Genomic DNA, 11,781 nt, shown 5'->3' with positions numbered 1-11,781 from the left:
AAATCGAGTGTATTATTCATGATAGGTACAGGATATGACGTGATATGAATCGCACCGGAATCAGCGATTATTGATGAAGTAATTAGAAGTGAGAAGCTGGTTCAGTTATGTTAAAAAAAAGCAGCGAGCTTTCACCCGCTGCTTTTTTGTACTATTAAATTCACGTGCTCACAAAAATTATCGACTAATTATATATTTTGTTCCATGAGACGACGACGGGATGGTACAAAGCCCACTGCGTCATAGACTTTGCGCAATGTCTCTTGCGCGCGCACCGAAGCATGGGCTGCCCCTTTTTGCATCACACTATCAAGCAATGCGCGATCGGCACGGTACTCGTGATAACGCGCTTGCAACGGCTCAAGCATAGCGACCACCGCGTCTGCGGTATCCTTTTTCAAATGCCCGTACATTTTGCCCTCGTAGGCTTGCTCGAGCGCGTCAATCGACTCACCCGTGGCGCCCGACAATAATCCAAGCAGATTAGACACCCCTGGCTTTTGCGCAATATCGAAACGCACCCGTGGTGGCTCTTCGGAGTCAGTCACCGCACGTTTAATCTTTTTCGCGATCACTTTAGGGTCTTCCAGCAAACCAATCACATTGTTGCGATTATCGTCCGATTTAGACATTTTTTTGGTCGGATCTTGTAGGCTCATGACCCGCGCATTGACATCAGGCGTGTAGGGCTCTGGGAGCACAAATACATCGCCATAACGGTTGTTAAAGCGGGTCGCCACATCACGCGCCAACTCCAGGTGTTGCTTTTGGTCATGACCAACGGGCACCTGGTTAGTTTGATACAACAAGATATCTGCTGCCATTAACACCGGATAGCCAAACAGCCCCGCATTAATGTTCTCAGCATGACGCTGCGACTTGTCTTTGAACTGGGTCATCCGGTTTAACTCACCCATTTGGGTGTAACAGTTAAGTACCCAACTCAGTTGCGCGTGTTCAGGCACGTGTGACTGCACAAACAGGTTACTTTTTTCTGGGCTCACCCCCACCGCCAAGCAAAGCGCTAAGGCATCAAGCGTGGCTTCGCGTAACGCGTCAGCATCCTGGTGGACGGTGATCGCATGTAAATCCACCACGCAATATTGGCAGTCATAATCATCTTGCATCTGTTCCCACTGACGCAACGCGCCCAGATAGTTACCAATACTCAGCTCGCCAGAGGGTTGCACACCACTCAATACAATGGGTTTTGAAGGTTGACTCATGATGATTTGATTCCTTTACATATTGCCCGTGGGGGCGGTCTTATTGACTTATTAAACGCGTTATACGGGGTGGTTGGCAACCACAGAAACTAACTCACTAAAGTTGTCCAAGATATAGGTAGGTCGGCTATCACTGATGGGCTCACCATAGTTGTAGCCATAGGTCAGGCCGACGGAGGCGAATCCGGCATTCTGGGCCGCCAAAATATCATTTTTTGAATCACCGACCATCAACATCTGGGCATTGGTTAATCCGTGCTTGTCGCGCAGCAGGTGTAGGCCTTCAGGATCGGGCTTGCTGGTCGACAAACTATCGCCACCGATCACATCGATAAATAATTCGGCCAGGCCTAAATCAGCTAAAATGGCCGGCACAAAGGCGTAGGGCTTATTGGTGACAACCCCCAGTTGATAGCCTTGCTGGTGTAAGTGATTCAAGGTGTCTTTCACCCCAGGGTACAGCACCGTCTTTTCATGCCCATTGTTTTCATAATGGAAATTGAAGCGCTCTCTGGCTTGCGCCACCAAGGCTGGGTCTAAATCGGGATCGTGATTATGCGCACGCGATAATGCACGACGAATCATGATATCGGCACCATTACCAATCCAGCCGGTGACCTCCGCAACGCTCACTGTGGGTCTGTCCAAATCGGCTAACATCATCTGCAGCGCTTGGGTCAAATCTGGCACGCTATCGACTAAGGTGCCGTCTAAATCAAATGCAATATAACGCAGGCTCATACTACTTCAACTACCTTTCTACTTTTGCCAGTTCGGCACGCATTTCATCAATGGCGGCCTTGTAATCTGGCTGACCAAAAATGGCGGAGCCCGCCACAAACATATCTGCGCCTGCCTCAGCAACCTCAGCAATGTTGTTCGCTTTTACGCCACCATCGATTTCGAGACGGATGTCTCGACCGCTGGCATCAATACGCTGTCGAACGGCTCGGAGTTTATCAAGCGTGGTGGGAATGAACGACTGCCCCCCAAAGCCTGGGTTGACCGACATCAGCAAGATCATATCCAGCTTATCCATCACGTAATCGAGATAATGCAACGGCGTGCCCGGGTTAAAGACTAAGCCCGCTTGCATGTCATGCTCTTTAATCAACTGCAAGGTACGATCAATGTGCTCACTGGCTTCTGCATGAAAGGTGACCATGCTGGCGCCCGCTTTGGCAAAATCAGGAATAATCCTGTCGACGGGTTTAACCATCAAGTGGACATCAATGGGGGCGGTAATGCCATAGTCACGTAACGCCTGACAAACCGGGGCACCAAAGGTGAGATTGGGGACATAATGATTATCCATCACATCAAAATGGACCACGTCCGCCCCCGCGGCGAGCACCTTGTCCACTTCTTCACCCAGTCGCGCAAAATCAGCAGATAAAATCGATGGCGCGATCAAAAAATCCTTCATAGCACGGTCGCCTCAGTTACCAAAAAGTTGCCGCAATTCTACCCGATTTTGGCCACGAAGTCTTACCCGTTCACGGTTTTCTCCTCGCTAACACTGACAAGTTATCGTGGCTTGACTAGAGTAAACAGAGGCGCCAAAAAAGGAGGCATCATGGACAGCAAACCTAGACTCACTGACGTTATGAAGAGCGTCATCGCTGCATTGTTTGGCGTCCAATCGCAACAAAATCGCGAACGAGATTTTGGCCATGATTCGCCGGCGGCGTATATCATCACCGGTGTGGTGATGATTGGGATCTTTGTCGCTGCCTTGCTGGCGTTAGTCAGTGTGTTGACCTAATGGCCCAAGACGGATGAGAAGCATCACAGAGTAGGCGATGGCGGGTCGAACAGTGCCAGTAGCTCGTCCACTTTATTCCGGCCTTGTCCATTACGGCTAATGGTACGCTTGACTTTCACCACGTTAAACGACGCGCCACGGTATAGCCGACGCGTGTAAGGCGTATCATGGTTGGAGATAAGAACCGGGATCCCTTGGCTGACAGAGGCCTGTTCAGCGTGTTCGGCCAGTAAGGCTTGATCGTCCAGCGTAAAGCCATTGGTAGCATAGGTGGTAAAGTTCGCCGTGGCGGTAAGCGGCGCATAGGGCGGATCACAGTAAATCACGTCGCCTAACTTGGCGCGGGCAAAGCTTTCCGCATACCCTTCACAAACAAACTCTGCCCGTTGCGCTTTTTCGGCAAAAACCGCGAGCTCTTTTTCCGGAAAGTAAGGTTTTTTGTAGGAGCCAAAGGGCACATTAAAGCCACCCTTTTTATTGTAACGACACAAGCCATTGAAGCCGTGACGATTCATATAGAGGAAAAACAACGAGCGTAAGTAGGGATCCGTGGTGAGATTAAACTCACGACGCACATCCAAATAACGCTCTTTTTGGTTGTACTCTTGGCAAAAAAACGCGCGCGCATCAGCCACAAACCGCATCGGGGTTTGCTTGATAATGTTGTATAAGTTGATCAGATCGGGATTGATGTCCGCCAAGATATAGTGGTCATAATCGGTATTGAGAAACACCGATCCGGCGCCAACAAAGGGCTCTATCAGCGTGTTCCCCTCAGGAAGATGACGACGAATGTCATCGACCAGTGAGTACTTACCTCCCGCCCACTTTAGAAACGCGCGATGCTTTCTCATTGCCCCTAGTCTATCTCTGCGGTCTGAAAAGGGGCGGATTGTACCCTATTTTGCTTCATCAATCAGCGGATTTTACTGGCCATTTGCTCGGTTAATTTCGCGATGGATCTGACTGAATGATTTCACAAAAGGCTGCAGTGAACGGACATTATCCGCCAAGTTTAGTTCAGCACGACGAGCCTCAGTCACACTGGCATAGTCACCCAATAGCACCATATACCAAGTCGCATTATTGCGCTGCGTTTGGTACACCTGCACGCGATCAGCCAATTGATAATCCTCAATCAAGGCAACCGCATCTTGCCGAGATTGCAGGGCGGCCAATTGCAGGGCATAACGCTGGGCAGGGATATTGAGCAAAGCTTGTGGCGCTAAAGGCAACCCATTTAGCCCACTCTCATTTTGGCTAAGAGTGTCTTGGCTGCGATTGCCTGAATCGGCATTTGTAGCCGATGCCGTTGCGCCCTCATCGGTTGTTTGACCCGCATTCGCGACGTCATCCGCAGCGGTTTGTGGTGCCGCAGGCGCAGGCACCGCCTCACTGATTTCGCTGGCTAATGGCTCATCAACGGCGTCAGTGCCGTCTCCTCCAGCATCTTGTTCGTCAATAATCGCATCGACCACATCATCGGGCACCACAACACGCTGCCCTTCATCACTGCGCCCAACAGTCAGCCCTTCACCATTAATATCGTCTGGTAGGGTCGCCTGATCTTCCGTTACCGCACCATTATCGGCTGATGGCGACGTCATCGTCTCGCTCCCCGCATCCGCGTTAGACGCACTAGGTTGTGTGCCTGTTTGGGTCGCGGTTTGCGGATCAGTGATCGCTTGCTCCTCTTGTTCACTGAGCAAATCATCTAAATTCTTGAGCCCTTCAGGAAGCACCGCTTCTGACGCAGCGTCACCTTGCTGGCTTGGAAATACCCACCAAATCACCCCCGCGCCGACGATCATCAATACCACCGCAAGGAGCAGCATTAAGAAGGGTTTGTTGTTTTTAGCGGGCTTTTTCTTATCTTTACTCACAGCGCCTGTCTCCTGATTGTCCTTTCCCATAATGGTGCCGGGGTAAACGGTTTGATTGGCAAGTTTGGCTAACCACTGTTTCTTTTTCTCGCCACCGATGCGCTGGGTGACCGCCAGCACATCAATAAACATCTCAGCTTCTCCCTCGTTGAGGGGAGAGATTTCGAGCTCCAGGGGTTTTTGCTCGTGCCCGTAAGACACCTGGCCTAGCCACTTGTTCAACTTTCCAGGTAGCGAGAAAAGCACCACGTTGATACGCCAATTGGCTTGGTGCTGGGCGTGCTGTACCAAGGCCCACAACTCTGACAACAAGCCGGGGGTCAAACGATGCGCATCATCAATCACCAATAAGGCATCACACCCACCACCATCGAGCATCATGGTGAGACTATCAATGAGCGGGTCGGCTTCGTTAAACACCCCATCTTTAACAATTTGCCGCAGCAAGATAGCGCGGCGCTGTGCATCGCTCTGAGCGGTGTGGCACGCCAATAATGCATGAACATGGGCATCTGCCCACTGCTCCATATAGCGCTCACTGAGCCAGGTTTTACCCGCCCCCTCAGGCCCAGTCACTTGGATCAAGTTGGCACTAAAGCGGGTAATAAATTGCAGTCGAGAAAGGAGCTGGGTTTGGCTTTCCAGATCCAAGGTTAAGGTATCAAAAGTGTCTGTCATGCATTCAATGGTTAACCGGCATCAATCACATCAGCAATACACTGATGGGGCACATCTGCAACCACTTGAGCCTGGCCTATCGCTGTCGGCAAAACCAGGCGCAACTGTCCTGAAAGCACTTTTTTATCACGCATCATGTGCTTAATAAAAGCATCGTAGTTCATCTCACTGGGTGCCTGTATGGGAAGATCAGCACTTTCCAGCAAGGCAGTGATGCGTGACACAGTTTTTGGCTCAATCAGACCGTGTTGCTGTGCCGTTTTAGCCGCCAACACCGTCCCTGCTGAGACCGCTTCACCGTGCAGCCAGTTGCCGTATCCCATTTCTGCCTCAATGGCATGGCCAAACGTATGACCCAAGTTTAAGAGTGCACGGACACCCGCCTCGGTTTCATCTTGTGCGACCACATCGGCTTTTATCTGGCAACAGCGGCGAATCGCATAACGTAGCGCATCCGGCGAGAGCGCTGTCAGTGCAGCCATTTCGCTATCGAGCCAATCAAAGAAAGGCGCGTCGGCAATAATGCCATACTTAATCACTTCGGCCATGCCCGCGGCAAATTCACGACGCGGTAAAGAGCTAAGCACCTGCGTATCAATCACGACCGCTTGAGGCTGATAGAAAGCCCCAATCATGTTTTTACCCAGTGGATGATTAATGGCGGTTTTGCCACCAACCGACGAGTCCACCTGCGCCAGTAATGTGGTGGGCACTTGGATAAAGTCTACCCCGCGCTGATAACAGGCGCTGGCAAAGCCAACGATGTCACCAATCACGCCGCCGCCCAGTGCAACAAGTACCACATCACGGTTGTAATTGTTTTCTAATAGGAAGGTGTTAATGGTGTTAAATATCTCTAAAGACTTGTAAGCCTCACCATCGGGTAGGCTCAAGCGAGCGACATCCGCCGCGCCTGCCTGTTTTAAGGTTGAGACCAGTGCGTCGCCGTATAACGGCATCACTGTCTCGTTGCTGATGACAGCAACCCGACGCGAATGGACGCTCCCAAATAGGCTAGCATCAGCTAACAGCCCTTCACCGATCGAGATAGGGTAGCTACGTGCCCCTAGGTTAACGTCTATCCGTTCCATGGTCGGGTCCTGTGTTTGGTTATTGCTGCTCTAACAGAGCCATGATTTGATTGGCCACCACTTTGGCACTTTGATCGTCAGTACGTACAACATAATCAGCAATTTCTTGATAAAGAGGATTACGCTCTTCCGCTAACGACTCAAGCACTTCACGTGGTTGGTCAGTTTGTAATAATGGTCGTTTCTTATCGCGTTGGGTGCGTGCCAGCTGCTTCTCGATGGTGGTTTCTAAATACACCACAACACCACGAGCAGAGAGACGGTTGCGGCTTTCTTTGCTCATGATCGAGCCACCGCCAGTCGCGAGAACGATACCTTGCTCTTCAGTGAGGTCGTTTATCACGTTTTCTTCGCGTTTACGGAAACCTTCTTCACCCTCAACGTCAAATACCCATGCAATGTCTGCTCCAGTACGATCTTCAATCACTGAATCAGAATCATAGAATTCCATATGAAGTTGCTGAGCGAGATGACGACCAATTGTGCTTTTACCAGCCCCCATAGGGCCTACCAAAAAGATGTTTCGTTTTTCAGCCATTTTAAGCAATTTTACGCGCGGTTAAATAAGACAACACCGCCCGCAGGCTTAATGAAAAAAGCCCGAGGCGCCAATTCCTCACAGATATTTCGTGATCAGATTAAAAATTATCTCAGGACAGTGACCCCTTTGGCAACACCTAACCTAGTCTGTGACGATTTTAGGGGTCACAAAGATCAGAAGTTCGCGTTTTGCATGGTCTTTTAATTGGTGCTTGAACAGGTTGCCAACCAAGGGAATATCCCCCAGCAGCGGCACTTGGGTCTCTTTATTGATCATGGTTTGCTGAAAGATCCCCCCTAAGACCACGGTTTCACCATTTTCCGCCAGCACTTGGGTATTAATGCGCTTGGTACTGATCGACATCGCTTCGCCTTTCCCGGCCACCACGGCTTTTTCGGGCATGTCTTGGGTTAATTTTAAATCCAAAACCAGCGTATTGTTGGGCGTGATTTGTGGGGTCACCGATAAACTCAGCACTGCTTTTTTAAAAGACACCGCCACCGCACCACTTGAAGACGCCTCAAGGTAAGGTAGCTCAGTCCCTTGTTCAATATAGGCCGCTTTTTTATTGGTGGTGATAAGTCGGGGGCTCGATACCACTTCTGCTTTCCTTTCGCTTTCAAGCGCAGACAGCTCCAAGTCGAGCAGAAGATCATTGCCAAGCTTCGCCACTTGCAAGGCCATGCTTGAGGCCGAGGGGTTAGCAGCGGCCAGGTTCACGCTGAGGAAGTCGCCAATATTTGCGCCGTCTGTCGCCGCATCGTTTAAACTTTCAGGTCCTTGCCCGGTGACATTGCTATCCCACATCAAGTTACCTTCCACAGACGGGCCAACCGTGGTTGAGCCATTTCGATTCAACAGCCCCCAACGCACGCCTAATTCGTCCACTGAACCTTGCTCGACCGTCACAATACGTGCCTCAATTTCGACTTGCTTAACGGGCACATCCAAGTGACGAACCAAGGTGCGAATGCGGGCTAGATTCTTTTGATTATCTTTAATGATCAACGCATTGGTTCGCTCATCAAGCGATACCGCCCCTCTGGGCGACAGTAAACTGACCCCTTCGCCTTGTCCTTTAATCAGTGCGGCGATATCGCTCGCTTTGGCATAGTTCACCGTGAGCACTTCTGAGCTCAGTGGCAGTAAGGCGTCCGCTTGCTGACGCATTTCGAGCGCTTGCTTTTCTTGTGCCATGAGCTCTCGGCGAGGGGCAACGAGCATCACTTGCCCCCGTTGGCGTTTATCCAGCCCCTTTACGCGCAAAATCACATCCAATACATCTTGCCAAGGCACACCATCAATGCGCATGGTGATATTGCCTTGCACCGAGTCCGAGGTCACCAGGTTAAAATCATTCTGCTCGGCAATCAGTTGCAGCACGGTACGGACGGGAATGTCTTGAAAGTTAATCGAGATCGCCGCCCCTTTTTGCGCTAAGACGGTCGCGGAAGGCGCTTTTCTAGCCGCAGACACGCGGATGGTCAATACTTTTCCTTGCTGCTGATAATCAAAATCCACAGCCTGCTCAGCACGCAGTACGATGCGGGCACGCTCAGGTGCCTGAAAGGTTTCAATCTCAGTCACGGGCGTCTGACGACGGCGAGTATCGAGGACCGCCAGCAGTGCCGGTTTAAGCTGCACGTTCGGTAGGCGTAACGTGACTTGCTGAGGCGTCGGTTGGCGAAAGTCAGCCGCTACCGCGGCGTCAGAAAACGTCAGCGAGACGCTAGCATCACCATTGTCGAGGCGCTTCACCGCGATATCGGTCAGCGTACTCTTTGCGGCAACCTGCGCCGAGCCAACGCTTAGTATCAGTGTCAGTAGTATGAGCCAGACTGAGCGAACGCTTGGCGTAAACGTGCGGGAAAGGTAAGGGCGTATTATCATATTGGTATCCTAACTACGGCAAAGTTGCTTCCATCGACAAGGTGACAGTGCGAAGCTGCCAACACCCCAACCCATCCGGCAGGGCTTCTTCAATCGCGATCTGATTTGCATTCACGGCCACTACACGGCCACGGTTTTCGCCTAAATGCGCACCTTCACTGACTTGAGTGATGGTGCCATCAGGACGGGCAATTAAGGCTTGTTGCTGTGCGCCTTTGGTTAAGCTGCCTTTCATGGCAAGGCTTGCCAGTGGAAATTGCTCAAGCGGCTCTAAAGGCCGTTGTAAATTGGGCTGCCAACAGTCGCCCGTTGAAGCCTGTCCACCAACATTGATTGCGGGTAGCACAAAGGGATCCCGCTGATCGGTGACAAAGGCTATCGATTGGTAATTCGGCGAAGGGGGGATGCGGGTCGCATTGACTTGCGCACTGGCTTGAGTTTGTTGCATAAACTGTTCGATATCACTGTGGTATCTATCACAGCCCACCAAGCTCAACCCAAATAACAACACCAAAAGACGCTTCACTGTACGAACTCCTTATCAGTGGCAATACCTTCACCGGTATAGCGATATGTGGTCGCCGACACCGACAGCTGCAGGGGCGCATGAATGTCATCGTCCTCAGTACGGGTTAAGACAAAATCTTGCAGCGACACCAAGCGAGTCATGGCGGCAATATCCGCGCTAAATGCACCAATAGAGGCATAATCCCCGGTCAAGACAACCGTCATCGGGATCGCATCGAGCCAACTACCATGCTTTCTTGGCTGCCACTTCAGTGTGTTGAAACCTAACTGATGACGGATCCCAACTTCATTAACCCCGGCGAGTAATCCCGAAAGCTCTTCTTCTTCCGGCAGTTGGGCAATCAAGGTGGCATATTGCTGATTTAACGCGCGCATTTGTGCCTCCACATCGGGCAGAGCGGCGACGCGATTGGCCAACAACCGATACTCGGCTTTAAGTTGTGCTTCGCGCTGAGTCGCTGCCTCCAGCGCCTCTTGGTTGGGCTGCAAAATCAGCAAAGCTGCGAGCATCGATAGCGCGATCGCGCCCACCGCCCAAACAATGGCGCGGGTGGCGAGTGGCGCACTGGGGAGTTTTTGCCAATCCCATGCAAAGGCGCTAATCATGACTGCACGCCTTTGGGCTTAGGGAGTTGCGGTGTGACGTAGTCGGTCAAGCGGAAGCTTAACGTGAAGCGTTTGTTGGCGCGTTGCGATCCTGATTCGGTGATCACAGTGTCAATATCAACGTCGGTGGCTAACGCACTTTGCTCTAACGCTGCCAATAGACTTGCCATCTCCGCATTGGATGTGACCCAGCCTTCGACCGTGACACGCCCCTTCTGCTGCGCCAAACGACTCAAATACGCCCCTTCAGGCATCACGGTTGGAATGAAATTCAGCAATGCAGTGACATTGTTGCGCTGTTGCTGTAACGCGTTGACCAGTTGTAAGCGCGATTGCAGCGCGGCACGCTTTTTATCTTCGCGCTTAAAAGCTTGTAAGGTGGCACGAAAATCGTTCACCCCTGCGGTTAAGCGTTGATTACGTGCCTGCTGCTCAGTCAGCCAGTGCTGCTGGACCGCGTTCACGGCACTGACCATTAACACCACACCCAGCAGTACCAAACCACTATGGACCATAAACGTTTGACGCTGCGCGCGGCGCGCTTTTTCTCGCCAAGGGAGTAGATTTATACGCATGAATATTCTCCCCGCAGCGCTAACCCCAAGGCAATAGACGCATCATCGCTGATGTTCGGCGCCGTTTGATCCAACATCGCCACTGGATTGAATCGCATGATGGTAAGGTGCTCAGACGCTAGCGTGGCCGGCCAAGCGCCGCTAATCCAAACCGTGCTCAGGGGCAAGAGTCGATTATGCTCACGCGCTCGATGACAAGCCTGATCAAAGTGCTGCTGCACCAAGGCGTTGGCCGCTGACTCGCGGTGTTCATAGCGCTCTCCCTCCCCCAAACGGCAGCGATGCTGATAAACTTGCCCATCAGGATAAAGACGAATCGCAGTCAGCAAGCCGCTGTGATAGTGCAGCCACAATGGCCAGTGGTTTGCCTGCGCAACAGGGCGGAGTGCTTGATAAACGCCGACTAACGCTTGGCTGTTGATGTCTGCCACCGTAGGCGATAACCCGACCCGCTTGAGCGCGTCTAGGGCCGGAGTGAGCGCATGACGCCGGCATGCCACCACTTGATAACAGACTTGTCCCGGCTGAACAGTCACGCCGCTCATAACCGCAAAGTCGTAATATAATGTATCCATGTCCATATTGAGGGCGGCACTCAGCTTTTGGCCGATCAAAGCTTCTTGCTCAATCTCGTCGTCAATCAGTGGCGCCGTCATTTGCTTGGTGATCACAGCCTCTTCATCGACCCCCACCACCACAGAGATGTGTAGACGCTGATACCAAGGTAAACACGCGAGTAATCGTTTTTTTATCTCGGTAAGCGGGACACAGAGATCGTCAGTCGCGCGATACGGTACCCGATGATGGCCTGCCACCTGAATACCTTGTCGATGTGCACGAACCACAATGGCGTGAATGATATCTCGGCCGATATCGATACCTAAAACTGCCGAACTTCGCATCATTTCGTGTTAGGCTCCCAACGTCAGCGTGAAGTCAGTATTTACAAAACTGGCCTCATCACGGGTTATTTTTAATGCTGGTGCCTTTATACTACT

General features: G+C 51.5%; 13 protein-coding genes. 1 reads left to right on the top strand and 12 read right to left on the bottom strand.

Annotated elements, in window-relative coordinates; genetic code table 11:
- Positions 1 to 188: 188 nt before the first annotated feature.
- The 3 genes from trpS to rpe are packed head-to-tail and all read right to left on the bottom strand — an operon-like array spanning position 189 to position 2,652.
- A complete protein-coding gene (gene trpS / locus WN56_RS09480) occupies positions 189 to 1,226 on the bottom strand; it encodes a tryptophan--tRNA ligase (protein ID WP_046074766.1) in 1,038 nt (345 codons plus the stop codon).
- Positions 1,227 to 1,286: 60 nt separating this feature from the next.
- Positions 1,287 to 1,967 carry a phosphoglycolate phosphatase gene (locus WN56_RS09475; RefSeq protein WP_046074765.1) on the bottom strand — a complete coding sequence of 227 codons (681 nt, stop codon included), beginning with the start codon at positions 1,965 to 1,967 and terminating at the stop codon, positions 1,287 to 1,289.
- Positions 1,968 to 1,977: 10 nt separating this feature from the next.
- The gene (rpe, locus tag WN56_RS09470; RefSeq protein ID WP_046074764.1) at positions 1,978 to 2,652 is read right to left on the bottom strand and encodes a ribulose-phosphate 3-epimerase; all 675 of its coding nucleotides are present in this window, start codon (positions 2,650 to 2,652) and stop codon (positions 1,978 to 1,980) included.
- Positions 2,653 to 2,802: 150 nt separating this feature from the next.
- Here rpe and WN56_RS09465 point away from each other — a divergent pair, with 150 nt between their 5' ends.
- Positions 2,803 to 2,991 carry a DUF2970 domain-containing protein gene (locus WN56_RS09465; protein ID WP_046074763.1) on the top strand — a complete coding sequence of 63 codons (189 nt, stop codon included), beginning with the start codon at positions 2,803 to 2,805 and terminating at the stop codon, positions 2,989 to 2,991.
- 23 nt (positions 2,992 to 3,014) lie between these two features.
- On the opposite strand, the gene dam is transcribed toward WN56_RS09465, so the two are convergent.
- The 9 genes from dam to pilM form a co-directional block, all read right to left on the bottom strand.
- Complete coding sequence (gene dam / locus WN56_RS09460; RefSeq protein WP_046074762.1) at positions 3,015 to 3,845, bottom strand: adenine-specific DNA-methyltransferase; 831 nt, start codon at positions 3,843 to 3,845, stop codon at positions 3,015 to 3,017.
- Between the two features lie 72 nt (positions 3,846 to 3,917).
- On the bottom strand, positions 3,918 to 5,552 hold the full coding sequence (locus tag WN56_RS09455; RefSeq protein WP_046074761.1) for an AAA family ATPase: 1,635 nt from the start codon (positions 5,550 to 5,552) through the stop codon (positions 3,918 to 3,920).
- Positions 5,553 to 5,563: 11 nt separating this feature from the next.
- Positions 5,564 to 6,643 carry a 3-dehydroquinate synthase gene (gene aroB / locus WN56_RS09450; RefSeq protein WP_046074760.1) on the bottom strand — a complete coding sequence of 360 codons (1,080 nt, stop codon included), beginning with the start codon at positions 6,641 to 6,643 and terminating at the stop codon, positions 5,564 to 5,566.
- A 19-nt stretch (positions 6,644 to 6,662) separates the two neighbouring features.
- Positions 6,663 to 7,181 carry a shikimate kinase AroK gene (gene aroK / locus WN56_RS09445; RefSeq protein WP_025739049.1) on the bottom strand — a complete coding sequence of 173 codons (519 nt, stop codon included), beginning with the start codon at positions 7,179 to 7,181 and terminating at the stop codon, positions 6,663 to 6,665.
- 144 nt (positions 7,182 to 7,325) lie between these two features.
- The gene (locus WN56_RS09440) at positions 7,326 to 9,074 is read right to left on the bottom strand and encodes a type IV pilus secretin PilQ (RefSeq protein WP_046074759.1); all 1,749 of its coding nucleotides are present in this window, start codon (positions 9,072 to 9,074) and stop codon (positions 7,326 to 7,328) included.
- Between the two features lie 13 nt (positions 9,075 to 9,087).
- The gene (locus WN56_RS09435) at positions 9,088 to 9,600 is read right to left on the bottom strand and encodes a pilus assembly protein PilP (RefSeq protein ID WP_046074758.1); all 513 of its coding nucleotides are present in this window, start codon (positions 9,598 to 9,600) and stop codon (positions 9,088 to 9,090) included.
- Positions 9,597 to 10,208, bottom strand: coding sequence for a type 4a pilus biogenesis protein PilO (locus WN56_RS09430; RefSeq protein WP_046074757.1), 612 nt, complete (start codon positions 10,206 to 10,208; stop codon positions 9,597 to 9,599). The genes WN56_RS09435 and WN56_RS09430 overlap by 4 nt, the downstream gene beginning before the upstream one ends.
- Positions 10,205 to 10,783, bottom strand: coding sequence for a PilN domain-containing protein (locus WN56_RS09425; RefSeq protein ID WP_052708058.1), 579 nt, complete (start codon positions 10,781 to 10,783; stop codon positions 10,205 to 10,207). Before WN56_RS09425 ends, WN56_RS09430 begins: the two co-directional genes overlap by 4 nt.
- Positions 10,774 to 11,688, bottom strand: a complete 915-nt coding sequence (gene pilM / locus WN56_RS09420) for a pilus assembly protein PilM (RefSeq protein ID WP_046074755.1) — start codon at positions 11,686 to 11,688, stop codon at positions 10,774 to 10,776. The genes WN56_RS09425 and pilM overlap by 10 nt, the downstream gene beginning before the upstream one ends.
- Positions 11,689 to 11,781 lie beyond the last annotated feature (93 nt).

This window comes from Salinivibrio sp. KP-1, assembly GCF_000968645.1.
GTDB classification, from domain to species: domain Bacteria; phylum Pseudomonadota; class Gammaproteobacteria; order Enterobacterales; family Vibrionaceae; genus Salinivibrio; species Salinivibrio siamensis.
Note: the sequence above shows the minus strand (reverse complement) of the source record. Positions and strands in the feature narration are given on the sequence as shown.